This is a genomic window from Plantibacter sp. M259, assembly GCF_006065115.1.
Lineage (GTDB): Bacteria > Actinomycetota > Actinomycetes > Actinomycetales > Microbacteriaceae > Plantibacter > Plantibacter auratus.
On record NZ_CP040750.1, the window covers coordinates 4,073,052 to 4,098,713 of the forward strand.

23 protein-coding genes and 7 tRNA genes are annotated in these 25,662 nt (G+C 68.2%); 24 read left to right on the plus strand and 6 right to left on the minus strand.

What is annotated here, in order from left to right:
• Window positions 1–27: 27 nt before the first annotated feature.
• Window positions 28–100, minus strand: a tRNA-Val gene (locus FGL15_RS19015).
• Window positions 101–268: 168 nt separating this feature from the next.
• Here FGL15_RS19015 and FGL15_RS19020 point away from each other — a divergent pair.
• From FGL15_RS19020 to FGL15_RS19050, 7 genes are all read left to right on the plus strand, one after another.
• Window positions 269–340 (plus strand) — tRNA-Gly (locus FGL15_RS19020).
• A 60-nt stretch (window positions 341–400) separates the two neighbouring features.
• Window positions 401–471, plus strand: a tRNA-Cys gene (locus FGL15_RS19025).
• Window positions 472–530: 59 nt separating this feature from the next.
• A tRNA-Val gene (locus FGL15_RS19030) sits at window positions 531–605 on the plus strand.
• Window positions 606–838: 233 nt separating this feature from the next.
• Window positions 839–2,110 carry an HNH endonuclease signature motif containing protein gene (locus FGL15_RS19035; RefSeq protein WP_138947057.1) on the plus strand — a complete coding sequence of 424 codons (1,272 nt, stop codon included), beginning with the start codon at window positions 839–841 and terminating at the stop codon, window positions 2,108–2,110.
• A 309-nt stretch (window positions 2,111–2,419) separates the two neighbouring features.
• Window positions 2,420–2,491, plus strand: a tRNA-Gly gene (locus FGL15_RS19040).
• 56 nt (window positions 2,492–2,547) lie between these two features.
• Window positions 2,548–2,618: transfer RNA gene (locus FGL15_RS19045), tRNA-Cys, on the plus strand.
• Window positions 2,619–2,639: 21 nt separating this feature from the next.
• Window positions 2,640–2,711, plus strand: a tRNA-Val gene (locus FGL15_RS19050).
• Window positions 2,712–2,808: 97 nt separating this feature from the next.
• On the opposite strand, the gene FGL15_RS21325 is transcribed toward FGL15_RS19050, so the two are convergent.
• Window positions 2,809–3,030 carry a lysoplasmalogenase family protein gene (locus FGL15_RS21325; protein ID WP_255467580.1) on the minus strand — a complete coding sequence of 74 codons (222 nt, stop codon included), beginning with the start codon at window positions 3,028–3,030 and terminating at the stop codon, window positions 2,809–2,811.
• Window positions 3,031–3,038: 8 nt separating this feature from the next.
• Window positions 3,039–3,491 carry a lysoplasmalogenase family protein gene (locus FGL15_RS21330; RefSeq protein WP_168223445.1) on the minus strand — a complete coding sequence of 151 codons (453 nt, stop codon included), beginning with the start codon at window positions 3,489–3,491 and terminating at the stop codon, window positions 3,039–3,041.
• Window positions 3,492–3,684: 193 nt separating this feature from the next.
• On the opposite strand from FGL15_RS21330, the gene thrS reads away from it, so the two are divergent.
• From thrS to FGL15_RS19120, 12 genes are all read left to right on the plus strand, one after another.
• Window positions 3,685–5,607 carry a threonine--tRNA ligase gene (gene thrS / locus FGL15_RS19065; RefSeq protein ID WP_240774001.1) on the plus strand — a complete coding sequence of 641 codons (1,923 nt, stop codon included), beginning with the start codon at window positions 3,685–3,687 and terminating at the stop codon, window positions 5,605–5,607.
• Window positions 5,604–6,164, plus strand: coding sequence for an HIT domain-containing protein (locus tag FGL15_RS19070; protein WP_138947061.1), 561 nt, complete (start codon window positions 5,604–5,606; stop codon window positions 6,162–6,164). Before thrS ends, FGL15_RS19070 begins: the two co-directional genes overlap by 4 nt.
• Window positions 6,165–6,262: 98 nt before the next feature.
• A complete protein-coding gene (gene pdxS / locus FGL15_RS19075) occupies window positions 6,263–7,168 on the plus strand; it encodes a pyridoxal 5'-phosphate synthase lyase subunit PdxS (protein WP_138947062.1) in 906 nt (301 codons plus the stop codon).
• Between the two features lie 30 nt (window positions 7,169–7,198).
• Window positions 7,199–7,795, plus strand: coding sequence for a pyridoxal 5'-phosphate synthase glutaminase subunit PdxT (gene pdxT / locus FGL15_RS19080; protein WP_138947063.1), 597 nt, complete (start codon window positions 7,199–7,201; stop codon window positions 7,793–7,795).
• A gap of 99 nt (window positions 7,796–7,894) precedes the next feature.
• Window positions 7,895–8,656, plus strand: coding sequence for a YebC/PmpR family DNA-binding transcriptional regulator (locus FGL15_RS19085; protein WP_079705914.1), 762 nt, complete (start codon window positions 7,895–7,897; stop codon window positions 8,654–8,656).
• Window positions 8,657–8,752: 96 nt separating this feature from the next.
• The gene (gene ruvC / locus FGL15_RS19090; protein ID WP_138947064.1) at window positions 8,753–9,385 is read left to right on the plus strand and encodes a crossover junction endodeoxyribonuclease RuvC; all 633 of its coding nucleotides are present in this window, start codon (window positions 8,753–8,755) and stop codon (window positions 9,383–9,385) included.
• Window positions 9,382–10,008, plus strand: a complete 627-nt coding sequence (gene ruvA, locus FGL15_RS19095; RefSeq protein ID WP_138947065.1) for a Holliday junction branch migration protein RuvA — start codon at window positions 9,382–9,384, stop codon at window positions 10,006–10,008. The genes ruvC and ruvA overlap by 4 nt, the downstream gene beginning before the upstream one ends.
• The gene (gene ruvB / locus FGL15_RS19100; protein WP_079705916.1) at window positions 10,005–11,036 is read left to right on the plus strand and encodes a Holliday junction branch migration DNA helicase RuvB; all 1,032 of its coding nucleotides are present in this window, start codon (window positions 10,005–10,007) and stop codon (window positions 11,034–11,036) included. Before ruvA ends, ruvB begins: the two co-directional genes overlap by 4 nt.
• Window positions 11,037–11,108: 72 nt before the next feature.
• On the plus strand, window positions 11,109–11,492 hold the full coding sequence (gene yajC, locus FGL15_RS19105; protein ID WP_064293818.1) for a preprotein translocase subunit YajC: 384 nt from the start codon (window positions 11,109–11,111) through the stop codon (window positions 11,490–11,492).
• 64 nt (window positions 11,493–11,556) lie between these two features.
• Complete coding sequence (secD, locus tag FGL15_RS19110; protein WP_064293819.1) at window positions 11,557–13,308, plus strand: protein translocase subunit SecD; 1,752 nt, start codon at window positions 11,557–11,559, stop codon at window positions 13,306–13,308.
• A complete protein-coding gene (secF, locus tag FGL15_RS19115; RefSeq protein WP_079705917.1) occupies window positions 13,308–14,348 on the plus strand; it encodes a protein translocase subunit SecF in 1,041 nt (346 codons plus the stop codon). The genes secD and secF overlap by 1 nt, the downstream gene beginning before the upstream one ends.
• A gap of 48 nt (window positions 14,349–14,396) precedes the next feature.
• The gene (locus tag FGL15_RS19120; protein WP_079705918.1) at window positions 14,397–16,652 is read left to right on the plus strand and encodes a bifunctional (p)ppGpp synthetase/guanosine-3',5'-bis(diphosphate) 3'-pyrophosphohydrolase; all 2,256 of its coding nucleotides are present in this window, start codon (window positions 14,397–14,399) and stop codon (window positions 16,650–16,652) included.
• Here the strand turns inward: FGL15_RS19120 and FGL15_RS19125 are convergent.
• The 3 genes from FGL15_RS19125 to FGL15_RS19135 all read right to left on the minus strand — a co-directional run bounded on the left by FGL15_RS19125 (window position 16,639) and on the right by FGL15_RS19135 (window position 19,580).
• Window positions 16,639–17,316 (minus strand): hypothetical protein, encoded by a 678-nt coding sequence (locus tag FGL15_RS19125; protein WP_138947067.1) that lies wholly within the window; start codon window positions 17,314–17,316, stop codon window positions 16,639–16,641. The genes FGL15_RS19120 and FGL15_RS19125 overlap by 14 nt on opposite strands.
• 94 nt (window positions 17,317–17,410) lie before the next feature.
• Window positions 17,411–18,640: a DUF349 domain-containing protein gene (locus FGL15_RS19130; protein ID WP_369808437.1), complete on the minus strand. Its 1,230-nt coding sequence runs from the start codon at window positions 18,638–18,640 to the stop codon at window positions 17,411–17,413.
• 133 nt (window positions 18,641–18,773) lie between these two features.
• Window positions 18,774–19,580: a peptidylprolyl isomerase gene (locus tag FGL15_RS19135; protein WP_138947068.1), complete on the minus strand. Its 807-nt coding sequence runs from the start codon at window positions 19,578–19,580 to the stop codon at window positions 18,774–18,776.
• A gap of 184 nt (window positions 19,581–19,764) precedes the next feature.
• Here FGL15_RS19135 and FGL15_RS19140 point away from each other — a divergent pair, with 184 nt between their 5' ends.
• From FGL15_RS19140 to ruvX, 5 genes are all read left to right on the plus strand, one after another.
• On the plus strand, window positions 19,765–21,216 hold the full coding sequence (locus tag FGL15_RS19140) for a replication-associated recombination protein A (protein ID WP_138947069.1): 1,452 nt from the start codon (window positions 19,765–19,767) through the stop codon (window positions 21,214–21,216).
• A 222-nt stretch (window positions 21,217–21,438) separates the two neighbouring features.
• Window positions 21,439–22,068: a 30S ribosomal protein S4 gene (rpsD, locus tag FGL15_RS19145; RefSeq protein WP_064293825.1), complete on the plus strand. Its 630-nt coding sequence runs from the start codon at window positions 21,439–21,441 to the stop codon at window positions 22,066–22,068.
• Window positions 22,069–22,228: 160 nt separating this feature from the next.
• Window positions 22,229–22,462 (plus strand): hypothetical protein, encoded by a 234-nt coding sequence (locus FGL15_RS19150; RefSeq protein WP_079002498.1) that lies wholly within the window; start codon window positions 22,229–22,231, stop codon window positions 22,460–22,462.
• A 69-nt stretch (window positions 22,463–22,531) separates the two neighbouring features.
• A complete protein-coding gene (gene alaS, locus FGL15_RS19155; protein WP_138947070.1) occupies window positions 22,532–25,186 on the plus strand; it encodes an alanine--tRNA ligase in 2,655 nt (884 codons plus the stop codon).
• A 1-nt stretch (window position 25,187) separates the two neighbouring features.
• Window positions 25,188–25,658 (plus strand): Holliday junction resolvase RuvX, encoded by a 471-nt coding sequence (gene ruvX, locus FGL15_RS19160; RefSeq protein ID WP_138947071.1) that lies wholly within the window; start codon window positions 25,188–25,190, stop codon window positions 25,656–25,658.
• Window positions 25,659–25,662: the final 4 nt, after the last annotated feature.

Genomic DNA, 25,662 nt, shown 5'->3' on the forward strand with positions numbered 1-25,662 from the left:
AACACCTCGGGTGACGCACACGTGATGTGGGCGATACCGGACTCGAACCGATGACCTCTTCCGTGTGAAGGAAGCGCGCTACCAACTGCGCCAATCGCCCGCAGGTCGTCCACACCGGAGAGGTGCCGAACAGCCGCGAATCACGATACTAGCCGATGGCGGGGGACGAACGCACATCCGCACCCTTGTCGACACCGTACGCGCGCCGGTTTGAACATCGGTCCCGGTTTCGGCTAGAGTCGTTCGAGCACGCAGTGATGCGGGCAATGCGGATGTGGCGCAGTGGTAGCGCATCACCTTGCCAAGGTGAGGGTCGCGAGTTCGAATCTCGTCATCCGCTCGAGTGTCAGTGGTGTTGTTCCGCCAGGAGCCCTACTCGGCAGTGTGTTCGGTCACACATGGTGGCGTGGCCGAGAGGCTAGGCAGCGGCCTGCAAAGCCGTCCACACGGGTTCGAATCCCGTCGCCACCTCACCTCAGCAACACAGTTCCACCAGCAACATCCCGGCGTCGTGTCCACACATGCCACCCGGGCGATTGGCGCAGCGGTAGCGCGCTTCCCTGACACGGAAGAGGTCACTGGTTCGATCCCAGTATCGCCCACCACAGAAGGCTCCCGGACTCCCGGGGGCTTTCGTCGTTTGCGCGCGTCTTTCCCGGTCTGCTTCAACTGGCCCGCGGGGACGCCATAGCTCCGCCAGTCGCAGAGCCGCGGGCACCCTTCCTGCCCCTGAGCAACCCTCTTCGGTCCCTGAGCTTGTCGAAGGGCACACGAGAAAGTTCCCCGACCGGCACGACTCGTCATCTGGAATGTCAGTGGTCCATGGTGGACTTGTTCCATGGCCGAGACCACCGCCGCCGCGACCCGCGCGGGCAACGAGTACGCCGCGCGCCTCGCGGAGTTCTCGGACGAGTGGACTGAGATCCACCGGCAGCAAGCCGTCCTCGATGCAAGGAAAGCGCGTCTGCTGGCCCGCTCCGCCGCCTATGCCGATGCCTTCGCGGACGTCACGGTCCCGGCAAGCTTTCCGCCGGCTGAGCGTCGGGCGCTGTCCCGCCGGTCGACGTGTGGGGCCCTCGCGATGGCGACCCGGATGCCGGAGCGGACGGTCCAGCTTGCGACGAACGACGCCGAACGTCTCGTCAATGACGCACCGGCCGTGCTGGCGTCGCTGGAGGCCGGCCGGATCTCGGCGCGGCATGCGCAGGTGATCACCGACCAACTCTGCGACGTCCCTGCTGCTGGGCGGGCGGTGTTTCTCGACCAGGTCCTTCCAGAAGCGGAGCGCATAACCGCCGCAGGGCTCAAGAGCCGCGCCCGCGTCCTGCGGGAGCGCCTCCACCCCGAGTCCATCACCGCGCGCGCAACCCGCTCCGAGGCCGACCGTCGGGCGGAGTTCGAGCCCGCAGCCGACGGCATGGCCTGGGTACACCTCTTCACCACGGCACCCATCGCGCAGGGCATCATCGAGCGGGTCGAAGCAGCAGCAGCGGAATCACGCCAGGCAGGCGACACCCGCACCTGCGCCCAGCTCCAGGCCGACGCCCTCGCAGCACTCGCCCTCACCGGAGTAACCCCGGAAGACGTGGCGTCGAGCCCGGTCCTGCCGCACCCCATCGAGGTCCAGGAGCACATCAAGCCCACCGTGCAGATCACCGTCCCGGCGCTCAGCATGGCCGGCGTCAACGACGCCCCGGCCACGCTGGATGGCTACGGCCCGATCGACCCGGAGACCGCCGCACGCATCGCTGTGAACGCCCCCAGCTTCACCCGGATCCTCATCCAGCCGGAAACCGGCGAGGTCCTCTCCGTCGGCCGCAACCAGTACCGGGTCCCGGCCGACCTGCAGCGCGCGGTGCGTCTCCGGGACGGCACTTGTCGCGCACCGGGCTGCGGCAGGAGCGCCAGGGCCTGCGACCTCGACCACTCGGTCGCGTGGGAAGACGGCGGCACCACGGATGTCGGGAACCTCGCCTGTCTCTGCCGACATCACCACCGGATGAAGCACCTTCCGGGATGGAACCTCGCCCATGGACCGGGCGGGGTGCTCGAGTGGACGACACCCGACGGGAAGCAGTATCTGACCGAACCTGATCCCGCGCCGTTCTGACCATCTCCGGTCTCTGAGCCTGTCGAAGGGTTCCTCGTGGGCACTTCGACAAGCTCAGTGACCAGGAACAACCCAGCGACCGGGGGAGTGCACCCGGACCACTCCGGTCCTTGAGCCTGACGAAGGGTGGCTCGGCGCTGGAAGCCGCCGCTCTGGACGTCGTCCCGGGCCGACGCGCCGAGGAAGATGGATTTTCAGCCCGATTTTCCGCGGAACATCAAGGATTGGCCCGACTCGCCCGCGCCGAGGTGTCAACGAGCGCCCTCAACATCGGCTAGAGTTTCCAAGCACCCGGAAACGGGATGCAATGCGGATGTGGCGCAGTGGTAGCGCATCACCTTGCCAAGGTGAGGGTCGCGAGTTCGAATCTCGTCATCCGCTCGAGTGTCAGTGAGAACGTGCAAGCGTTCCGCTCGACAGTGTGTTTCATCGCACGTGGTGGCGTGGCCGAGAGGCTAGGCAGCGGCCTGCAAAGCCGTCCACACGGGTTCGAATCCCGTCGCCACCTCGCTGGCAACACCACTCACCTGGGCGATTGGCGCAGCGGTAGCGCGCTTCCCTGACACGGAAGAGGTCACTGGTTCGATCCCAGTATCGCCCACAGGAACACGAAGGGCCCGAGCGAACAGCTCGGGCCCTTCGTCGTTGCACAGACCACCCATTGCGCAGACCGCCCGTCGCACACCCCTGACGTCCGCTCAGACGGAGAGAGGCGCCCGCTCCCGGCGACGCAGGACCTCCGCGACGCCCCACACGATGAGGCCTTGGCCAGCGGCGTACGTCGCCATGATAATCTCGTCGGCCGCCCAGATCGTCACTGCAGGCACGAAGCGGTCGAGCCCGATCAACGAGTCGGAGACCAGGAACAGCGCACCGCCGACGGCGATCGTCGGCGTCGTCATCGTCGATGACGCGGCCATGGCCCCGATCACGACGGCATAGAGGACGACCGCCGGATACAGCGCCCCATGTCCTGCTGACTGAGGAGCGCGATGCCGGCGACGAGCCACACCAGGTACACGAGCACCCAGACCGGAGGGCGGTTCCTGGTGCGCAGATGCCGCACGAAGAGCACGACATAGCCGGCCTGCGCGAGCATGAAGAACAGGATCCCCACGCCGAACGCGAGTTCGCCAGGAACCATGAGGGCGACGTCGCCCAGCCAGCTGCACAGGATCGCGACGAGCGCCGTGACCGCAGCGGCCGACAGCCGTCGGACCGACCAGACGAGCGCCAGCGCGAGGACCAGCATGATGAACGGCTTGGTGAGGAGCGACAGCCATTCCTGACCGGAGGCGAGGGCGATGATGTGCACGAGTGCGACCACGGGCAGCGCGGCGAACAGCGCCGTCGCAGCGCCGCTCCTCTGCACAGCCGTCATCAGCGCCACCCCCGTCACGTCGTAGGCCTTCACTCTAGCGATGTGGCCGAGCACGAACCACGGCCGCCGACCGACGGCAGCGTCTCCTCGTCGTGGACGACGATAGGCTTGCACGGCCAAGGTTTCACCTGAGAAAGAGAGATCATCCGTGAGTGACGGGTTCGCACTGTTCACCGACCGATCCGTGGTCGCCATGCGCGTCAACGGCGAACTGAAGGACCTCGCCGCCACGGTGACGGAGACGGACACCGTCGAGCCGGTGCACCTCGACTCGCCCGACGGCCTCAACATCCTCCGGCACTCCGCAGCCCACGTGCTCGCGCAGGCCGTGCAGCAGGTCGACCCGCACGCGAACCTCGGCATCGGTCCGCCGGTCACCGACGGCTTCTACTATGACTTCGACGTCGCCGCACCGTTCACGCCTGAGGCGCTCAAGGTGCTGCAGAAGACGATGGACCGCATCATCCGCCAGGGCCAGCGCTTCGTGCGACGAGTCGTCACCGAAGACGAGGCTCGCGCGGAACTCGCGGGGGAGCCCTACAAGCTCGAGCTGATCGGCCTCAAGGGCGGATCGGCGGCCGACGACGAGAACGTCGAGGTGGGCGGCGCGGAGCTGACCATCTACGACAACGTCGACCCGAAAACGGGGGAGACGGTCTGGAAGGACCTCTGCCGCGGTCCACACCTGCCGAACACGCGCATGATCGGCAACGGCTGGGCCTTGACGCGTCTCGCCGCGGCGTACTGGCGGGGGAGCGAGAAGAACCCGCAGCTGCAGCGGATCTACGGCACCGCTTGGGCGACCAAGGACGAGCTGCGCGCCTATCAGACGAGGATCGAGGAAGCGGCCAAGCGCGACCACCGCAAGCTCGGTGCCGAGCTCGACCTCTTCAGCTTCCCCGAGGAGATCGGCTCGGGTCTCGCGGTGTTCCACCCCAAGGGCGGCATCATCCGCAACGAGATCGAGAACTACATGCGCGAGCGCCTGCTCGCTTCCGGCTACGAGCTGGTGAACACCCCGCACATCACGAAGGGGCACCTGTTCGAAGTCAGCCAGCACCTGGCCTGGTACAAGGACGGCATGTTCCCGGCGATGCACCTCGACCAGGAGGTCGACGCCGACGGACACGTGACCCGTCAGGGCCAGGACTACTACCTGAAGCCCATGAACTGCCCGATGCACAACCTGATCTACCGGGCTCGAGGGCGCAGCTACCGCGAACTGCCGTTGCGACTCGCCGAGTTCGGCACGGTCTACCGGTACGAGAAGAGCGGCACGCTCTCCGGACTCACCCGTGTCCGCGGACTCACACAGGACGACGCCCACATCTACGTGACCGACGACCAGATCAAGGACGAGGTCGGCCGTCAGCTGCAGTTCGTCCTCGAGACCCTCCGCGGCTACGGTCTCAACGACTTCTACCTGGAGCTCTCGACGAAAGACCCCGACAAGTACGTCGGCACCGACGAGGTCTGGGACGAAGCGACCGAGACCCTCCGTCAGGTGGCGGTCGAGTCCGGTCTCGAGCTCGTCCTCGACCCCGCCGGCGCGGCCTTCTACGGTCCGAAGATCTCGGTGCAGGCGCGCGACGCGATCGGCCGGACGTGGCAGCTGTCCACCGTGCAGCTCGACTTCAACCTGCCCGAGTTGTTCGAGCTGGAGTACACGGCTGCTGACGGCACGCGCAAGCGCCCGGCGATGATCCACCGCGCGCTCCTCGGCTCGATCGAGCGCTTCTTCGCGATCCTGCTCGAGCACTACGCGGGTGCCTTCCCGGTGTGGCTCGCCCCCGTGCAGGTCGTCGGCATCCCCGTCTCCGAGCAGTACGAGGAGTTCCTCGGCGGAGTCGTCGCCGAGCTGCGCTCGTCCGGGGTCCGCGCGGAACTCGACGCCTCCGACGATCGGATGCAGAAGAAGATCCGCAACCACACGAAGTCGAAGACCCCGCTGCAGCTGATCGTCGGCGAGGAGGACCAGGCCAACGGCGCGGTGAGCTTCCGATTCCGCGACGGCACCCAGGAGAACGGTGTCCCCGTCGCCGACGCGGTGCGCCGGATCCGCGCCGCCATCGCCGCGAAGCTGCAGGTGAACACCGCAGCGGATCTGCCGGCATGACCCCGGGCACCGAACCGGAGTCGTTCGAGTCGATCGACACCTCCCACCTGGTGGGCGTCCCGGACGCGTTCCAGCGTCTCTGGACGCCCCACCGGATGGTCTATATCAAGCAGGGCCAGCCGTCCGACGACGGTTGTCCGTTCTGCATCGCGCCGACGCTCGACGACGAGTCAGCGCTCATCGTGCATCGGGGCGAGCACGCCTTCGTGCTGCTGAACCTCTTCCCGTACAACTCCGGGCACCTGCTCGTCTGCCCGTACCGCCACGTCGCGATGTACGACGACGCGACGACGGAGGAGGTCGCCGAGATCGGCTCCCTGACGCAGACGGCGATGCGGGTCGTCCGGTCCGTCTCGAAGAACGACGGCTTCAACCTCGGGATGAACCAGGGGGCCGTGGCCGGCGCCGGGATCGCGGCGCACCTGCACCAGCACATCGTCCCGCGCTGGGCGACGGACGCCAACTTCTTCCCGATCATCGCCCAGACCAAAGCGCTCCCGCAGCTGCTCGGCGATGTCCGACAGGCGATCGCGGACGCCTGGCCGACCTCGGCGTGATCCGTCGTGGGCCGGTCCATCCGGACCGGCCCACCCAAGTCCAATTTCCGGCCTGTGGACGGAGCACCATCAGGCCACCCGGCGGTACGCTCGCCACCATGACCGAGAGCAGCACGACCACTGGACAGCACGGCTCGAACCGCGTGAAGCGCGGACTCGCGGAGATGCTCAAGGGCGGCGTCATCATGGACGTCGTCACCGCCGAGCAGGCCCGGATCGCGGAGGACGCCGGGGCCGTCGCCGTGATGGCCCTCGAGCGCGTCCCGGCGGACATCCGGTCCCAGGGCGGCGTGGCTCGGATGAGCGATCCTGACCTCATCGAATCCATCATCGCCGAGGTGTCCATCCCCGTCATGGCGAAGGCTCGCATCGGACACTTCGTCGAGGCCCAGGTCCTCCAGGCGCTCGACGTCGACTACATCGACGAGTCCGAGGTCCTGAGCCCGGCCGACTACGTGAACCACATCGACAAGTGGGGCTTCGACGTCCCGTTCGTGTGCGGCGCCACCAACCTGGGAGAGGCGCTGCGGCGTATCAATGAGGGTGCCGCGATGATCCGCTCGAAGGGTGAGGCCGGCACCGGCGACGTGTCCGAGGCGACGAAACACATCCGCAAGATCCGCTCCGAGATCGCGCACCTGTCGTCGATGTCGAAGGACGAGCTGTACGTCGCGGCGAAAGAGCTCCAGGCCCCGTACGACCTCGTCGTCGAGATCGCCGAGACCGGCAAGCTCCCGGTCGTGTTGTTCACCGCCGGGGGTGTGGCGACGCCGGCGGACGCCGCGATGATGATGCAGCTGGGTGCCGACGGCGTGTTCGTCGGATCCGGCATCTTCAAGTCCGGCAACCCGGCTCAGCGGGCGGCGGCCGTCGTCAAGGCGACGACCTTCTTCGACGATCCTCAGGTCATCGCCGAGGTGTCCCGCGGTCTCGGTGAAGCGATGGTCGGCATCAACGTCGCCGACCTCCCGGCACCGCACCGCCTCGCCGAGCGTGGCTGGTAGGCCCGCGTCCGCCCTGAACCAGGTGACGTCGTGACCGGGTCCGCACGCGTCGGCGTCCTCGCCCTGCAAGGGGACTTCCGCGAGCATGCTGCTGTCCTCGCCGGCCTCGGGGCGGACGTCAGCCTCATCAGGCGTCCCACGGAACTGACCGGCATCGACGGACTCGTGCTGCCCGGCGGCGAGTCGAGCGTGATGGACAAGCTCGCTCGCGCGTTCGACCTCGCCGGACCGTTGCGCGAAGCGATCGCCGACGGGCTGCCCGTGTACGGCACCTGCGCCGGGCTCATCCTCCTGGCCGACCGGATCCTCGACGGGATCGCCGGCCAGCAGAGTCTCGGCGGGCTCGACGTCTCGGTCCGGCGCAACGCCTTCGGGTCGCAGCTCGACTCCTTCGAGACGGAGTTGTCGATCCCGGTCCTCGGCGACCCGCCCGTGCACGCCGTGTTCATCCGCGCGCCGGTGGTCGAAGCCGCCGGCCCGTCGGTGACCCCTCTCGCCTCGCTGCCCGACGGTCGGATGGTCGCCGTCGAGCAGGGGAACCTCCTCGGCACGTCCTTCCACCCCGAGGTCACCGGCGACACCCGGTTCCACGCCTACTTCCTCGACAAGGTCGAGCGATCCCGCTGAGGCACCGTTGCCTGTTCCCGCCACCCGTCCCGGCGTGATCGCGAGTTCCGGGCCGCTGGCCTAGACTGGTTAGGTTCTTTTCACGCAGTTAGGGAGCACATGTCCGGACACTCCAAGTGGGCGACGACCAAGCACAAGAAGGCGGTCATCGACGGCCGTCGCGCGAAGTCGTTCGCCAAGCTCATCAAGAACATCGAGGTCGCGGCCAAGATGGGCGGCGCAGACCTCGCGGGCAACCCGACGCTGCAGGACGCCATCCAGAAGGCGAAGAAGACCTCGGTCCCGAACGACAACATCGACCGCGCCGTCAAGCGCGGTGCCGGCCTCACCGGTGAGGTCGTCGACTACACCACGATCATGTACGAGGGCTACGGTCCGAACGGCGTCGCCCTGCTCGTCGAGTGCCTCACCGACAACAAGAACCGCGCAGCAGCCGATGTCCGGACGCTGATGTCCCGCAACGGCGGCACCATGGCCGACCCGGGCTCCGTCGCCTACAACTTCCAGCGCAAGGGCCTCATCGTCGTCCAGGCCGAGGGGACCACCGAGGACGACGTCCTCGGCGCCGTCCTCGATGCGGGCGCGGAAGAGGTGAACACCGAGGGCGAGACCTTCGAGGTCGTCACCGAGCCGAGCGACATGGTCGCGACCCGGACCGCCCTGCAAGAGGCCGGCATCGACTACGACTCCGCCGACGTCGCCTTCGTCCCGAACCTCAAGGTCGAGATCGACGCCGACACGGCGCGCAAGGTCTTCAAGCTGATCGACGCCCTCGAGGACAACGACGACGTCCAGAACATCTACAGCAACTTCGACCTCACCCCCGAGGTGCAGGCCGAGCTGGAGGCCGACGACGAGTAGTCCGGCACCCGTGCCGAGCGAAGCTCGTTCGAACGGATGTACGACACTCCGCCCTGGCGGAGCGTTCGGAGCTTCGGCCGCGCCTAGGGTCGGAACATGACTCTGCGCGTCCTCGGTATCGATCCCGGCCTGACCCGATGCGGGGTGGGGGTCGTCGACGTCTTGCCCGGACGGCAGGCGACGATGGTCGAGTACGGCGTCATCCGGACGGACGCGCATGCCCCACTCGAGCAGCGCCTCCTCATGATCGCGCAGGGCATCGCCGAGGCGATCGAGCGCACCTCACCGACCGCGATGGCCGTCGAGCGGGTGTTCGCGCAACACAACGTGCGGACGGTCATGGGCACCGCTCAGGCCAGTGGGCTCGCCCTGCACGCTGCGGCCGCGAACGGGATCCCCGTCGGCCTGCACACCCCGAGCGAGGTCAAGGCCGCGGTGACCGGCTACGGCCGGGCGGACAAGCTCCAGGTGCAGACCATGGTCGCGCGGATCCTCGGTCTCGACGAACTCCCGAAGCCCGCTGACGCCGCCGATGCGCTCGCGCTCGCGATCTGCCACGCCTGGCGACCCGCCGTGTCGACCGCGGCGACACCCGTCGGCGCAACGCCGCAGGGGAGTGGAGCACTCACCCCGGCCCAGCGTGCGTGGGCGGCGGCGGAACGCGGCGGCGCTCCGCGCGAGGCGGCCGTCCGGGCCCGGGCAGCGCGGAGCCCTAGGCTGGAAGCATGATCTCCTCCCTCCGCGGCACCGTCCTGAGCGCGGTCGGCAACCTCGTCGTGATCGAGGTGGGCGGCGTCGGATTCGCCGTCCAGGTCACGCCGGCTCATGCACTCTCACTCCGGGTCGGCACCGAAGCGCTCCTCTCGACGACACTGATCGTGCGGGAGGACTCGCTCTCCCTGTTCGGGTTCCGATCCTCCGAGGAGCTGTCCGTGTTCGAGCTCCTGGTGAGCGTCACCGGGGTCGGCCCGAAGTCGGCACTCGGCGTCCTGGAGGCGTTGACGCCGGAGCAGATCGCCGCCGCCATCTCCGCGGACGACGACGCCCCGTTCCGAAAGGTCTCCGGGATCGGGCCGAAGACGGCGAAGCTCATCACCGTCTCGCTCGCCGGCAAGCTCCGCGTCACCAGGACGACGCCTGAAGCTCCTGCGACGACCGTGAACGCGGCCGCGATCGCCGATCAGGTCGTGACGGCGCTCATCGGGCTCGGTTGGCCCGAGAAGACGGCGACGCAGGCGGTCGTGGAGGCCTCCGCCTCCGCAAGTGCGGACGACCTCTCGACCGTGCCGTCGCTCATCCGACTGGCCCTCGGCAGACTCGGCCCGGCGCACGCCGGAGGCCGTACCTCGTGACGGACGCTCCGGAAGACCTCACCAATCCAGCTGCGGAGTCCGACGCGGAACTGGCGTTCGAAGGGGCGCTCCGTCCGCGGTCGCTCTCCGAGTTCGTCGGTCAGTCCAAGGCCCGCGGTCAGTTGCAGCTCCTGATCACTGCCGCCGGGATGCAGAACCGCACGCCCGACCACATCCTGCTGGCCGGCCCTCCTGGACTCGGCAAGACGACCCTCGCGATGATCGTGGCACACGAGACCGGCAAGCCGCTCCGACTCACGAGCGGTCCGGCCATCCAGCACGCCGGCGACCTCGCCGCGGTCCTGTCGTCGCTGACCCCGGGTGAGGTCCTCTTCATCGACGAGATCCACCGCATGGCCCGCCCTGCCGAGGAGATGCTGTACCTCGCCATGGAGGACTTCCGCATCGACATCATGGTGGGCAAGGGTGCCGGCGCGACGAGCATCCCGCTCGAGCTGGCACCGTTCACCCTGGTCGGAGCGACCACCCGCTCCGGTCTGCTGCCGAACCCGCTCCGCGACCGCTTCGGGTTCACCGCCCACCTCGAGTTCTACGACGAGCCGGAACTGCAGCAGGTGCTGCACCGCACCGCCGACATGCTCGGCCTCGACATCGACGGTCGGGCCGTCGCCGAGATCGCCGGACGCTGTCGGGGTACGCCACGCATCGCCAACCGACTCCTCCGCCGGGTCAGGGACTACGCGCTCGTGCACGGTGGCCGCGCCGACCTGGAGACCGTCCAGGCCGCGCTCGAGCTCTACGACGTCGACGCCCTCGGTCTCGACCGACTCGACCGATCGGTCATGGAAGGCATGCTCGACCGCTTCGCCGGAGGCCCGGTCGGGCTCAGCACACTCGCGGTCTCGGTCGGCGAGGAAGCGGAGACGATCGAGTCCGTCGTCGAGCCCTTCCTCGTCCGGATCGGCCTCATCACGCGCACGCCACGGGGCCGCGTGGCGACCCCGGCCGCCTGGCGGCACTTCGGCAGAACACCTTCCCAGCACGGCTCGACCCTCGATGGCCTATAATTTCCCTTTGGCGGTGCGTTCCCAACGTCTCCCGCCCTCAATCTCCTCTGGAAGGTTCCCATCGTGGATGCAATGACCCTCGTCCTGTTCGGCCTCGCCGGCGTCATGATCGTGTTCATGATGGTGAGCAACAACAAGCGGAAGAAGCAAGCCGCGGAGACCGAGCAGAAGCTCGTCCCCGGCGCCGAGGTGCTCACCGGCTTCGGTGTCTACGGCACCCTCATCTCGATGGACCGCGACTCCCGCAAGGCCGATGTCGAGATCGCCCCCGGCGTCATCGTCACCATCGACCCCCGCTACGCGGGTGCGGTCGTCGCCCCGACGGTCGCCGAGACCGCGGAGGAGGCCCCGGTCGTCGAGTCGATCCCCGACGACGCCTCATCGCTCGACCTCTCCAAGCCCGAATTCGGCCAGCGCGTCGAGGACACCTCGAAGCCGCAGAAGAGCGACGACTAGTCCCAACCCCTTCCCGGGCGGTGGCCGTCGTGCCACCGCCGGCAGAGAAAGCTGAGTTCCGAGTTTGGCAAAGTCGACTCCGGTCAAGAAAGCGTGGCGTTCGCTCACCTGGCTTGGCGTAATCCTCATCGGTTTGTTCGCGATCAACGCGGCCGGGGTCCTCTGGGGGAACAGCTCATGGGCGCCCAAGCTGGCCCTCGACCTCGAGGGTGGCACCCAGATCATCCTCGCGCCGAAGCTGGAGTCCGGCCAGACGGTCTCCAACGAACAGCTGAACCAGGCCGTGGCGATCATCCGCCAGCGCGTGGACGCGTCCGGCGTGTCGGAGGCGGAGATCACGACGCAGGGTCAGAACGTCGTCGTCTCGATCCCGGGAACCCCCGACGAAGCGACGCTGAACCGGATCGAGAGCTCCGCGAAGCTTGAGTTCCGTCCGGTCCTCACCTCGCAGCAGCTGACTCCCGGTCAGCCGTCCAACACCTTCATCGGTGAAGACGGCGCCTCGACCCCGTATCCGACGCCGGATCCGGGCCTCGAGAGCACGCCGACCGCGTCGCCGACCAACGCGAGCGACCTGTCGCAGGTGACGCCCGCGCTGTACGCCGCCTTCCAGGCCTACGACTGCGCCGCGAACGCGGATTCGCTCGACGCCACCGCAGCGCCCGCTGCCGACCCGCTCATCACGTGCGACGTCGACGGCACCTTCAAGTACGTCCTCGGCCCGGTCGAGGTGTCCGGAGAAGACCTGTCCGACGCGAGCGCCGGCATCAAGACGACGTCGTCGGGTGCGAGCACGGGCGAGTGGGCGGTGTATCCGGTCTTCAACGAGAAGGGCACCGCGCTCTTCGCCGACGTCACCGGCCGCCTGACCTCGCTGCAGAGCCCGCAGAACCAGTTCGCGATCGTGCTCGACGGCAACGTCATCTCCGCACCGCAGTCGCTCGCCGTCATCTCGGACGGCAAGCCGGAGATCAGCGGCTCCTTCACCGAGGAGTCCGCCAAGACCCTCGCCGACCAGCTCAAGTTCGGCGCCCTGCCGATCAGCTTCGTCGTGCAGAGCCAGGACACCATCTCGGCGACCCTCGGTTCGACGCAGCTGGAGAGCGGCCTCATCGCCGGTCTCATCGGGCTCATCCTGGTCGTCATCTACACGCTGTTCCAGTACCGGCTCCTCGGCACCGTGACGATCGCCTCGCTCGTCGCGGCCGCGGTGCTCACGTATGTGGTGATCCTGCTGATGTCCTGGCGTCAGGGCTTCCGGCTCTCCCTCGCCGGGATAGCGGGCCTCATCGTCGCCATCGGTTTCACCGCGGACTCCTTCATCGTGTACTTCGAACGCATCAAGGACGAACTCCGCGACGGTCGCGGTCTGGAGTCCGCCGTCGAAGCCGGCTGGAAGCGCGCCAAGCGCACCATCTACGCGGCGAAGGGTGTCAACCTCCTGTCCGCCGTCGTGCTGTACGTCCTCGCGATCGGCAACGTCCGCGGCTTCGCGCTCACCCTCGGCGTGACCACGATCATCGACGTCATCGTCGTGCTCCTGTTCACGCACCCGATGATGCAGCTCCTCGGCCAGACGAAGCTCTTCAACAGCGGCAAGCCGTTCACCGGTCTCGACCCATCGGCGCTCGGCGCCATCTACCGTGGTCGCGCGGAGTTCCGGAAGCCCGTCTCGGTGCCCGGCGCCAAGGCCGCGTCCAGCAGCCGTGAGGCGGCCAAGCGCCAGACGATCGCCGAGCGCAAGCAGGCGGCCCTCGTCGGAGGCGGCTCCGACACCAGAGCAGACGATCTGCCGACCGATGGGAAGGACTCCTGATGGGTGCGTTCGCACGGTTCGGAAACGAGCTCTACACCGGGAAGCGCTCCTACGACTTCGTCGGCAAGCGCAAGATCTGGTACACGATCGCCATCGTCGCGGTCGTCCTCTCCGTGTTGATCCCGGTCGTCAAGGGCGGATTCAACTTCGGCATCGAGTTCCGCGGTGGTTCGCAGTTCCAGATCGCCGACGTCAAGAGCACCGATCAGACGCTGGCCGAAGACGCGGTCGCGTCCGTCGTCAGCGGCGCGACCACCCACGTCACCGTCGTGGGCGGCAACTCGGTCCGCGTGCAGACCGACCAGCTGAAGAACGACAAGGTCACCCAGCAGGTGTCGGCGGCCTTGGCCGAGGCCTACGGCGTCGAACAGTCCGACATAACGAGTTCGTTCATCGGCCCGTCATGGGGTCAGGACGTCTCCAAGCAGGCGATCGTCGGCCTCATCGTGTTCCTCGTGCTCGCGGCGATCCTCATGGCCCTGTACTTCCGCACCTGGAAGATGTCCGCGGCCGCGCTGCTCTCCCTCATGCACGACCTCATCATCACGGCCGGTGTCTACGCCGCGACGGGCTGGGAGATCACGCCGGCCGCCATGATCGGCTTCCTCACCATCCTCGGCTTCTCGCTGTACGACACCGTCGTGGTGTTCGACAAGATCCGCGAGAACACGACGCTCGACGCCGACGGCGCGGCCCGGACGTTCGGGGAGTCGGTCAACCTCGCGGTCAACCAGACCCTGGTGCGCTCGATCAACACCGGCGTCGTGGCGGCGCTCCCGGTCGCGGCGATCCTGTTCTTCGGTGCCTTCGTCCTCGGTGCCGACACGCTGCGCGACATCTCGCTCGCCCTGCTCGTCGGTATCCTCGTCGGCACGTACTCGACGATCTTCGTCGCCGCACCGCTCTACGCGAACTTCCGGCACAACGAGCCCCGCATCGCCAAGCACGACAAGCGCGTGCTGCAGGCGCGCGAGCGCGCTCAGACCTCGGACGACGCCGAGGGCGAACGCACGGAAGCAGACGCGCCGCTGGCGCGTTGACCCTGACAGCGACCGACAACCGCGTGCACGAGCGCAGGGAGGCCTGAGATGGCGGACACCACGACATCCTCGACGGCCTCCCTGCGCCGTCTCGTCCCACGGATCTTCTCGAAGGCACAGCCGGCCGGCGCCGTCGACACCCTGATGCGGACGGTGCGGCAGCACCATCCCAAGGCCGACCTGGCGCTCATCGAACGTGCGTACACGGTCGCCGAGCGGGCCCACTCCGGCCAGAAGCGCCAGAGCGGCGAGCCGTACATCACGCACCCGGTCGCCGTCTCCCAGATCCTGGCCGACCTCGGCATCGGACCGAAGACGATCGTCGCGGCCCTCCTCCACGACACCGTCGAGGACACCGACTACTCACTCGACCAACTCCACGCCGACTTCGGCGACGAGGTCGCCATGCTCGTCGACGGCGTCACGAAGCTCGACAAGGTGAAGTACGGCGACAGCGCCCAGGCCGAGACGGTCCGGAAGATGATCGTCGCGATGTCGAAGGACATCCGCGTCCTCATCATCAAGCTCGCCGACCGTCTGCACAACGCCCGGACCTGGGGATTCGTCCCGGCCGAGAAGGCGGCGAAGAAGGCCACGGAGACCCTCGAGATCTACGCACCGCTCGCGCACCGCCTCGGGATCCAGGCGATCAAGTGGGAGCTCGAAGACCTGTCCTTCGCCGTGTTGTACCCGAAGCTCTACGCCGAGATCGAATCGCTCGTCAAGCAGCGGACACCGCAGCGCGAGGAGTACGTCCAGCACGTCATCGACGCGGTGAACGAGGACCTCAAGGCGCAGAAGATCCGCGGCAAGGTCGCCGGTCGCCCGAAGCAGTACTACTCGATCTACCAGAAGATGGTCGTCCGCGGCCGCGAGTTCGACGACATCTACGACCTCGTCGGCATCCGTGTCCTCGTCAACTCGCTGCGCGACTGCTATGCGGTCCTCGGGTCGATCCACGCACGGTGGACGCCCGTCCCAGGGCGTTTCAAGGACTACATCGCCACGCCGAAGTTCAACCTGTACCAGTCGCTGCACACCACCGTCGTCGGACCGGGCGGGAAGCCCGTCGAGATCCAGATCCGCACGAACGAGATGCACCAGCGGGCCGAGTTCGGTGTCGCCGCGCACTGGAAGTACAAGGAGCGGATGAACAGCGGGAAGACCGCGTCCTCCGCCGAGCCCGACAGCTCGATGGCCTGGCTCGCCCACATCTCCGACTGGCAGGCGGAGACGGCGGACCCGGGGGAATTCCTCGACTCGTTGCGGTTCGAGATCGGCGCGAAGGAGGTCTACGTCTTCACCCCGAAGGGGCGGGTCGTGGGCCTGCCCGCCGGCGCGACACCGGTGGACTTCGCCTACGCCGTCCACACGGAGGTCGGCCACCGGACGATGGGCGCCCGGGTCAACGGGCGGCTCGTGCCGCTGGAGAGCTCGCTCAACACCGGCGACGTGGTGGAGGTCTTCACCTCGAAGAACCCCGACTCCGGTCCGAGCCAGGACTGGTTGAACTTCGTCAAGAGCCCTCGGGCGCGGAACAAGATCCGTCAGTGGTTCACGAAGGAGCGGCGCGACGAGGCGATCGAGCAGGGGCGCGACGCGATCGCGCGGGCGATGCGCAAGCAGAACCTGCCGCTCCAGAAGCTCATGAACCAGGACTCGTTCGCCGAGGTCGCGGCGCAGCTGCGCTACGAGGACGTCACGGCGCTCTATGCGGCCGTCGGCGAGGGCCACGTCTCGACGCAGTCCGTGCTCGAGAAGGTCGTCGCGCTCCTGCAGAAGGACGCTGACAGCGAGCACGCCGAGTACACCGTCCCGGTCCGCGGGAGCCGCCGTGAGCGGCTGCAGAACAGCGACTCCGGGGTCCTCGTGCTCGGTGCTCCCGACATCCTGGTCAAGCTCGCGAAGTGCTGTACCCCGGTGCCGGGTGATGAGATCGTCGGATTCGTCACGCGGGGCTCCGGCGTCTCCGTCCACCGTTCGGACTGCCACAACGTCCAGGGCCTCCTGCAGGAGCCCGAGCGCATGATCGATGTGGAGTGGGCTCCGTCGTCGAAGAGCGTGTTCCTCGTCCAGATCCAGGTCGAGGCACTCGATCGAGCTGGACTGTTGTCGGATGTGACGCGGGTGCTGTCCGAGTACCACGTCAACATCCTGTCGGCGACGGTGAACACCTCGAGCGACCGCCTGGCCATCAGCCGCTTCGTGTTCGAGATGGGCGACACCACCCACCTCGACCGGGTGCTGAACGCGGTCCGGCGGATCGACACCGTCTACGACGTCTACCGGGTCAACGGCGGCTGAGCGGGAGCGACCAGGACGCCAGTTCGCTCCGAGTCGGCTCGAGGCCGGGGAGCATCACCTCGGTGGCACTCGACACGACACGGACGATCCGTGTGCCGCCGAGGACCCGCGGGACGGAGCGGACCCATGCGACGACCTCCTCAGGGGTGGTGAGCCCGAGCAGGAAGTAGTTGCGGATCGTCGTCATCGCCTCCTCAGCTTCGGCCCCGGTGCGACGTGCCAGATCCGCGACCGTGCGCGTGGGGGTCGTGACCCGCAGTGCGCCGCACCGCTCGCTGTCGTCGGCGCGGAGTGACACCTGACGCAGACGTAACCGGGGCGAACGCGCGCTTCGCCGTTCCATCGACACGAAGCCCGTGTGGACCCTCGGTGCGATGAGCGCCGCGCCGTGCAGCCAGGCGGCACTCGTCTCGGCGATGACCGCGCCGGCCAGCCCGGGCAGCTGTTCGAGGACCGCCGCGCGCAGCCTGACGGTGTCGGGTTCGTCGACACTGCAGTAGCCGTCTTCGAAGGCGAAGAGCTCGCCGTCGAGCCGCGCGGCGGCGAGCTCGGCGACGGAGAGCTCAGGTGGCTGGAGGTAGGCGGGGAGGCGGCTCGTGGAGGCCGAGGGATCCGTCGTGCAGCGTGGCTCGGTGGGGGAGGACGTCTGGAGTGCCGTGGACATACGACGATCCTCCTGCAGCCGTCCAGCAGCAGGAGGATCGTCGACGGATCTGTGGAGAACCGCGACCGTCACGCGGTCGGTGGAGCGGATCCGCCTAGCGGATCGCCCCGAGCCACGCCTTGCGTGCATCAAGCGCCTCGATGGCCGCGGTGAGCCGGTCGGCGTCACCGGAGGCTCGTGCCGCCTCGACCTCGTCCTCGAGCTTGGCGATGGCGTCGGCGAGCTGGCTCGCGAGCCCCTCGGTGCGCGCCTTCGTCTCGGGGTTGTTGCGCTTCCAGTGCTCGTCCTCGAGCTGCTTGACGTGGGTCTCGATCTTGCGCAGACGGTCTTCGACGACGCGGACCTGCTCGCGCGGGACCTTGCCGATCTCGTCCCACCGACGCTGGATGTCGGTGAGCGCCTTGCGCGCCGAGTCCCGGTTCGTGTCGGCGAGGATCGGTTCGGCATCCGCCAACACCGCGAGCTTCAAATCCAGGTTGCCCTGGAACTCCTCGTTGTCGCGCGCGTCGATCTCGGCCTTCGCGCCGTAGATCGCGTCGCCCGCGGCCTTGAATTTCGCCCAGAGCGCGTCGTCCTGGCGCTTCCCGGCACGCGGGGAGGCTTTCCACTCGTCGAGCAGGCTGCGGTAGGCGGGGATGCCCTCGGCGCCCTTGGCGATGAGGGCCTCGGCGCGCTCGACGAGCTTCTGCTTGATCGCGCGGGCTTCCTTGTGGACCGAGTCCAGCTCCGTGTAGAACGCACGACGGTGCTGCTCGATCGTCGCGCGCGCCGTCCGGAACCGCTTCCAGAGGTCGTTGGCGTCGTTCTTCGCGAGACGCGGACCGTCGTGCTGCTGGCGCTGCCACTCGGCGAAGAGTTCGTCGAGTCGCGCCGAGGTCTGCTTCCACTGCACCCGTGCCGGATCCTGCTGCGCGAGCTGCTCGGCTTCCTCGACGATCGCGAGACGCGCACGTGCCGCTTCCTCGAGCGCTGCCTTGGTCTCCTGGCTCTGCGCCTCGGTCAGCTCGCTCACGGTGCCGTCGAGCGCCGCGAGGCGGGTCAGGAGCGCCTGGAGGTTGCCGACCGCGTTGGCGGACTCGACCTGCTTGGTGATCGACTTCACTGCCTTCGCGACGTCCGTCGCCGGTGCACCGCGCTTCGCGCGCTGCTCGAGGAGCGTCACCTGTCCGGCGAGGTCCGTGAACTTGCGCTCGAAGTACGCGAGCGCCTCCTCCTTGGAACCGTCGGGGTACTGTCCGACCGCTCGTTCACCGTCGGCCTCACGGACGTAGACGGTGCCGTCGTCGTCGACACGACCCCACGGTTCGATCTCTGGACTGGTCACGCGCATCACCCTTGCTGTGTGTTGACCGCCGTTCGTGGCGATCGTGATCGATCCACAAGCCTATTACCCCGAGTCCTGCTCGGGGCGACCGCTTGCGCCGGTCGGTTCCGTCTGGTGCAGGTTACTGCACGCGCTACTGGACCGTCACCGAGGTGATGGCGGCCGGTACCGCCGGAGCGCCGTCACCGCTACCGTCCGCGACACCGCCGGACACGACGCCCGAGACGAGCTGGTCGAGACCGCTCGTGATCTGGCCGAGCACGGTGTAGCCGCCGGCGGGGTCGGACGGGATGGTCGAGTCCTGGTACACGAGGAAGAACTGCGAACCGTTGCTGTAGCCGTTGCCGCCCTGGCGCGCCATCGCGATGGTGCCGGCCGGGTAGACGTCGTCCGTCGGTGCGTTCTCGACCGGGCCGTAGCTGTAGCCGGGGCCACCGGTACCGGTGCCGTCGGGGTCGCCGCACTGCAGGACGTAGATGCCGCTCGTGGTGAGGCGGTGGCAGGTGACGCCGTCGTAGAAGCCGGACTGGGCGAGGGAGATGAAGGAGGAGACGCCCTGCGGCGCGCAGGCTCCGTCGAGGGTGAGGTTCATGACGACGTCGTTGATCGTCATCTCACCACTCCAGTCGCGGTCCTCGGCGATCGTGCTCGCGGGGACCTGGCCGGTGTTCGCGCCGTCGGTGGCCCCGGTGACACCGCAGGCCCCGGCCTCGGCGGAGGCGGTGGGCGTCGCGACCGGTGTGCCCGGACCACCGGCGAAGAAGAACACCTGCGCGGCCGTGGCTCCGGCGAGGATGACGACGAGCGCCGCAGCAGCGATCACGTTGTCGCGGACGCGGCGCTTGGAGCGGTGCTCGTGCACGGTGCGCCGGGCGTTGTAGGCGCGCAGCCGTGCGCGTGCTGCGCGTGCCTCTTTGTCCGGACCCTTGCTCGTTGCCACGTCGTTCCCTCCAGGTGCCGTCGGCCGAGCGGCGGCATCGCGCTGTCATCTGGCACCACGCCCGCGGCGGACTGCCCAGGAGAACCTTACGGGGAGCGATCCGCGCGGACCAAACGGCACACGACGGCAGCGACCCCGTTCCGCAGCGGGTCCGCGTGTCGCAGGCTGCGGCTAGCCTGGTGGAATGTTCAGTCGAGGACCCGGCATCGCCGGCGCACCGGTACCGCTCGCCGTGCGCATGCGGCCCCGCAGCCTCGAGGAGGTCGCCGGCCAGCAGCACCTGCTCCGTCCCGGCTCGCCGCTCGTCCGCCTGGCGAGCGACAACGAGGGGACGCAGGCGGCCGTGTCCGTCATCCTCTGGGGCCCACCGGGCACCGGGAAGACGACACTGGCGCAAGCCATCGCGCACAGCTCCGGTCGCCGGTTCGTGGAGCTCTCGGCTGTGACGGCGGGCGTCAAGGACGTCCGGCAGGTCATGGAGGAGGCGATGTCGAGCCGCGACCTCTACGGCAGCTCGACCGTCCTCTTCCTCGACGAGATCCACCGGTTCACGAAGGCCCAGCAGGACGCCCTGCTCCCCGGCGTCGAGAACGGCTGGGTCATCCTGGTCGCCGCGACGACCGAGAACCCGTCGTTCTCCGTCATCTCCCCGCTGCTGTCGCGTTCGCTGCTCCTCACGCTCGAACAGCTGAGCGACGACGACCTCGGCATCCTCATCGACCGCGCCGTGACCGACCCGCGCGGACTGGCCGGTCGCTTCACCGTGACGCCGGAGGCCCGCGCCGCGATCATCCAGTTGTCCTCCGGCGATGCCCGACGAGCCCTGACTGCGTTGGAGGCGGCCGCGATCGCCGCCGACTCCGATCTCGGCGCTCCGGTCGACCCCGACGAGCTCGATCTCGACGACGCGGGCCTCCTCGACGTCGGCGATGAGGATGATGAAGACGACGAAGACGGGGTGGACGAGGACTCCGACACCGCGACGCGGGCGCCCCGCGGTCCCGTCATCACCGACGAGCTCGTCTCGCAGGCGGTCGACCGCGCCCTGCTCCGATACGACCGCAACGGCGACGAGCACTACGACGTCATCAGCGCGTTCATCAAGAGCATCCGCGGATCCGACGTCGACGCCGCGCTGCACTACCTCGCTCGGATGATCGAGGCGGGGGAGGACCCGCGCTTCATCGCCCGCCGCATCATCATCTCCGCGGCCGAGGACATCGGCATCGCCGACCCGCAGGCGTTGCCCATCGCCGTGGCGGCCGCCGACGCCGTCCAGTTCATCGGCATGCCCGAGGGTCGCATCCCATTGGCCGAGGCCGTGGTGTACCTGGCCACGGCCGCCAAGTCGAACGCGGCCTATGTCGCCATCGACCAGGCCATCGCGGACGTCAGGGCCGGAGCCTTCGGACGCGTGCCGAAGCCGATGCGCGACGCCCACTACGCGGGCGCCAAGCGCCTCGGACACGGCAAGGGCTACCGCTACCCGCACGACCACCCGATCGGTGTCGTCGCCCAGCAGTACCTGCCCGACGAGCTCCGCGACGTCCGGTACTACCAGCCCACCGACCACGGCCACGAGCGCGACATCTCGGCACGGTTGGACAAACTCCGGAAGATCGTCCGGGGCGAGTGATCGTCGGGTCGCGGCTGCCCGGGGACCAAGCCGCGTCGTGCTAGTATTGATCCGCCTAGAACCGGTGTGACTGCGCGGCTGCTCGATCACCGTGTTCGACGGGCGTGTTCTGTAGCCGAACAGCCCCGGCGGACCCCTCTGACTTTGTCCGGTGTGATTCCGGATCACCGACGCGTCTTCGCGCCGGTCATTCATCGTTTGAGACTTCATCGAAAGGAAACCGTGTCTACCAAGTCACGTACCCGCAGCAAGACCCGCCTCTCGCGGGCACTCGGCATCGCCCTCACCCCGAAGGCCGCCAAGTACCTCGAGAAGCGTCCCTACGCTCCCGGTGAGCACGGCCGCACCAAGCGCAAGGCCGACAGCGACTACGCCGTCCGTCTGCGCGAGAAGCAGCGTCTGCGCGCCCAGTACGGCATCCGCGAGGCTCAGCTCAAGATCGCCTTCCAGGAGGCACGTCGCACCCAGGGCCTGACGGGTGAGAACCTCGTCGAGATCCTCGAGACCCGTCTCGACGCGCTCGTCCTCCGTGCCGGCTTCGCCCGCACCACGGCTCAGGCCCGCCAGATGGTCGTACACCGCCACATCATGGTCGACGGCCAGCTCGTCGACCGCCCGTCCTTCCGCGTGAAGCCGGGTCAGCTCATCCACGTCAAGCCGCGCTCCGAGGGCACCGAGCCCTTCCAGGTCGCCGCTGCCGGCGGTCACGTCGACGTCCTGCCGAAGGTGCCCGCGTACCTCTCGGTCGAGCTCGACAAGCTCCAGGCACGTCTCGAGCGTCGTCCGAAGCGCGCCGAGGTCCCCGTGACCTGTGAAGTGCAGCTCGTCGTCGAGTACTACGCAGCCCGCTAGGACTGCGGCCCGGCTCCGGGCACCACACGAAGAGGCATCGGCTCCGGCCGGTGCCTCTTCGTCGTTGTACGACGCCATCGGTCCGCCGCGCTCGACTACGATGGATGCTTGGTACGCCCGGCGACGCCCGGGTGGTCGCACCGCAGATGAGGAGTTCCCCATGAAGAACGTGTTCTGGCTGATCGTCGGCATCGGCGCCGGCTTCGTCGTCGCCCACGAGATCAACAAGACACAGTCCGGCAAGCGGTTCTTCTCCGAGCTGGACTCACGCGTCAGGGAGTTCACCGACACCGTCGGCGACGCCTACAAGGAGCGCGAGGCGCAGCTGCGCGACACGGCGGAGTCCGTCGTCGCGCGCGTCGAGGACGCCGCAGAAGACCTCACCAAGCCGTAGCGGCACGCCCGGACGGGCATCGCCGCAGCGCACGAACATCGACACGCACACCCCTGACGTACGGACACCATGGACACCGCTGACATCCGCTCCCGCTGGCTCACCTTCTTCGGCGATCGGGGGCACACCGTCGTCCCCTCCGCCTCCCTCGTCAGCGACGACCCCTCGCTCCTCTTCACGGTCGCCGGCATGGTGCCGTTCGTGCCGTACCTCACCGGCGTCGTCCCCGCGCCGTTCGATCGCGCCACGAGCGTCCAGAAGTGCATCCGCACCAACGACATCGAAGAGGTGGGCAAGACGCCCCGGCACGGCACCTTCTTCCAGATGAACGGCAACTTCTCCTTCGGCGACTACTTCAAGGAGGGGGCGATCACCTACGCGTGGGAGCTCCTGACCGGCAGTGAGTCGAGCGGCGGCCTCGCCTTCGACGAGAAGGACCTCTGGGTCACCGTGTACAAGGACGACGACGAGGCGATCGACCTCTGGAAGCGCGTCGCAGGGCTCCCCGAGCACCGCATCCAGCGGCTCGACAAGGACACGAACTACTGGTCGACGGGTCAGCCCGGACCGGCCGGCCCGTGCTCGGAGATCTTCTTCGACCGCGGTCCCGCGTACGGAGCCGACGGCGGCCCGGCGACCGACGACGACCGGTACGTCGAGATCTGGAACCTCGTCTTCATGCAGTACCTGATCGAGAACGTCCGCGGCAAGGTCGACTTCGACATCGTCGGCGAACTCCCGAAGAAGAACATCGACACCGGCATGGGGCTCGAGCGGGTCGCCTTCCTCAAGCAGGGCGTCGAGAACATGTACGAGATCGACCAGGTGCGCCCGGTCCTCGATCGCGCCGCCGAGTTGAGCGGCCGTCGCTACGGTGCCGACCACGACGACGACGTCCGGATGCGCGTCATCGCCGACCACGTGCGTTCCTCGCTCATGCTCATGAGCGACGGCATCACCCCGTCGAACGAGGGACGCGGGTACATCCTCCGCCGCCTCATGCGACGGACCGTCCGTGCGATGCGCCTTCTCGGCGTCGACACCGCGACGTTCCCCGAGCTGTTCTCCGCCTCGCGCGACGCCATGAAGGCCGCCTACCCCGAGGTCGAGACCGACTTCGGCCGGATCTCGCAGAGCGCCTACGCCGAGGAGGAGACCTTCCTCCGGACACTGGCCAGCGGCACGACCATCCTCGACCTCGCGCTCGAGCAGACCAAGGGCTCGGGCCGGACGGCCCTCGCCGGGGATTCCGCGTTCCTCCTGCACGACACCTACGGATTCCCCATCGACCTGACCCTTGAGATCGCGGAGGAGGCAGGCCTCTCCGTCGACCGCGACGCGTTCGATTCGCTCATGACCGCGCAGCGCCAGCGGGCGAAGGCCGACGCGAAGGCGAAGAAGAGCGTCCTCGCCGACCTCTCGGTCTACAGCGACATCCGCGCCAAGGGCGAGACCGTGTTCACCGGCTACACCGAGCTCGAGACCGAGAGCCGCATCCTCGGCATCATCGTGGGCGGACACCCGGTGCAGCGCGCCGTCGCCGGCGACATCGCCGAGGTGATCCTGGCGGAGACCTCGCTGTACGCCGAGTCCGGCGGGCAGGAGGCCGACCAGGGCGTCATCGTCGGTCCCGGATACGAGCTCGAGGTGCTCGACGTCCAGAAGCCGGTCAAGGGTCTCATCGCCCACAAGGTGCAGGTGAGCCAGGGCGAGGTGGGCGTTGACGCACCGGCGACGACCATCGTCGACGCGAGCTACCGCCGCGGCGCACAGCAGGCGCACTCCGGTACGCACATCATCCACGCGGCCCTGCGGCAGGTCCTGGGCGACAGCGCCCACCAGTCCGGTTCGTCGAACAAGGCCGGGTATCTGCGGCTCGACTTCACCTGGAACCAGCCGCTGTCACCGGCGACGAAGTCGGAGATCGAGGAGATCTCCAACAACGCCATCCGCGACAACCTGCAGGTGAGCACCCGCGAGATGGCGCTCGACGACGCGAAGGCGCTCGGCGCCATGGCGCTGTTCGGGGAGAAGTACGGCGAGACCGTCCGCGTCGTCGACATCGGCGGGCCGTGGTCGCGTGAGCTGTGTGCGGGCACCCATGTCGCTTCCAGCGCCGAGATCGGGTTGATCAACCTCGTCAGCGAGTCGTCCGTCGGGTCGACGAACCGTCGTGTGGAGTCGCTCGTCGGACTCGAGGCCTTCCGCGACCTCGCCGCCGAGCGGGCGCTCGTGTCACAGCTCTCCGGCAGCCTCAAGACGCCGAAGGAGCAGCTGCCCGACCGCATCGCCGAACTCGTCGCGAACCTCAAGGCCGCTGAGAAGAAGATCGCCGCGTTCGAAGCCCGTGGGCTGAGCGAACGCCTCCCGGCACTGGCCCTGACCGCTCACCGCGTCGGCCCGGTGTCGCTCATCGCCGAACACCTGGGCGAGCTCGGGTCACCGAACGACGTCAGGACGCTCGTCACGCAGCTCCGCGAGCAGCTCGGCGCGAGCCCGGCGGTCGTCGCCCTGGGTGCGGTCGTCGGAGGCAAGCCCGCGGTCGTCGTCGCGACGAACCAGGGTGCCCGCGACGCCGGACTCAAGGCAGGCGTCCTCGTCCGGGTCGCGGCCGGTGTCCTCGGCGGCAACGGTGGTGGGAAGGACGACCTCGCACAGGGTGGCGGCGTCGACGCCACCGCACTCGGCGACGCCCTCGCGGCGATCGCCCGCGAGATCGCCTGACATGACGGACGGGTTCCGTCGCGGAGTCCGACTCGGGATCGACGTCGGGAAGGCCAGGGTCGGGGTCGCGAGAAGCGATCCCGACGGCCTGTTGGCTACACCGGTGGAGACGGTCCCACGGGACCTCGGCGGCGACGCCGACATCCGGGCGATCGCAGTCATCGCCGAAGAACTCGGCGCGGTGGAGCTCGTCGTCGGTCTCCCGATCGCCCTGTCGGGGAAGGACACTGCGTCCACGCAGGACGCCCGGGAGTTCGCGGCCCGGCTCAGGTCGATCACCGGTGTCCCGGCCCGTCTCGTCGACGAGCGGCTGACGACGGTGACCGCCCACAGCGCCTTGCGCTCCGCTGGGAAACGACAGAAGCAGACGCGCTCGATTGTCGATCAGGTGGCGGCCGTCATACTCTTGCAGTACGCCCTCGACGCCGAACGCGGTTCGGGGCGACCCCCCGGAAGCCCCGTCGACCCGTGAACAG

Excerpts from the sequence above, each read along its gene's own strand:
- FGL15_RS19035 (WP_138947057.1), top strand. The coding sequence starts at position 839 with ATGGCCGAGACCACCGCCGCCGCGACCCGCGCGGGCAACGAGTACGCC.
- FGL15_RS21325 (WP_255467580.1), bottom strand. The coding sequence starts at position 3,030 with ATGGCCGCGTCATCGACGATGACGACGCCGACGATCGCCGTCGGCGGT.
- FGL15_RS21330 (WP_168223445.1), bottom strand. The coding sequence starts at position 3,491 with ATGACGGCTGTGCAGAGGAGCGGCGCTGCGACGGCGCTGTTCGCCGCG.
- thrS (WP_240774001.1), top strand. The coding sequence starts at position 3,685 with ATGCGCGTCAACGGCGAACTGAAGGACCTCGCCGCCACGGTGACGGAG.
- FGL15_RS19070 (WP_138947061.1), top strand. The coding sequence starts at position 5,604 with ATGACCCCGGGCACCGAACCGGAGTCGTTCGAGTCGATCGACACCTCC.
- pdxS (WP_138947062.1), top strand. The coding sequence starts at position 6,263 with ATGACCGAGAGCAGCACGACCACTGGACAGCACGGCTCGAACCGCGTG.
- FGL15_RS19085 (WP_079705914.1), top strand. The coding sequence starts at position 7,895 with ATGTCCGGACACTCCAAGTGGGCGACGACCAAGCACAAGAAGGCGGTC.
- ruvC (WP_138947064.1), top strand. The coding sequence starts at position 8,753 with ATGACTCTGCGCGTCCTCGGTATCGATCCCGGCCTGACCCGATGCGGG.
- ruvA (WP_138947065.1), top strand. The coding sequence starts at position 9,382 with ATGATCTCCTCCCTCCGCGGCACCGTCCTGAGCGCGGTCGGCAACCTC.
- yajC (WP_064293818.1), top strand. The coding sequence starts at position 11,109 with ATGACCCTCGTCCTGTTCGGCCTCGCCGGCGTCATGATCGTGTTCATG.
- secF (WP_079705917.1), top strand. The coding sequence starts at position 13,308 with ATGGGTGCGTTCGCACGGTTCGGAAACGAGCTCTACACCGGGAAGCGC.
- FGL15_RS19120 (WP_079705918.1), top strand. The coding sequence starts at position 14,397 with ATGGCGGACACCACGACATCCTCGACGGCCTCCCTGCGCCGTCTCGTC.
- FGL15_RS19125 (WP_138947067.1), bottom strand. The coding sequence starts at position 17,316 with ATGTCCACGGCACTCCAGACGTCCTCCCCCACCGAGCCACGCTGCACG.
- FGL15_RS19140 (WP_138947069.1), top strand. The coding sequence starts at position 19,765 with ATGTTCAGTCGAGGACCCGGCATCGCCGGCGCACCGGTACCGCTCGCC.
- FGL15_RS19150 (WP_079002498.1), top strand. The coding sequence starts at position 22,229 with ATGAAGAACGTGTTCTGGCTGATCGTCGGCATCGGCGCCGGCTTCGTC.
- alaS (WP_138947070.1), top strand. The coding sequence starts at position 22,532 with ATGGACACCGCTGACATCCGCTCCCGCTGGCTCACCTTCTTCGGCGAT.
- ruvX (WP_138947071.1), top strand. The coding sequence starts at position 25,188 with ATGACGGACGGGTTCCGTCGCGGAGTCCGACTCGGGATCGACGTCGGG.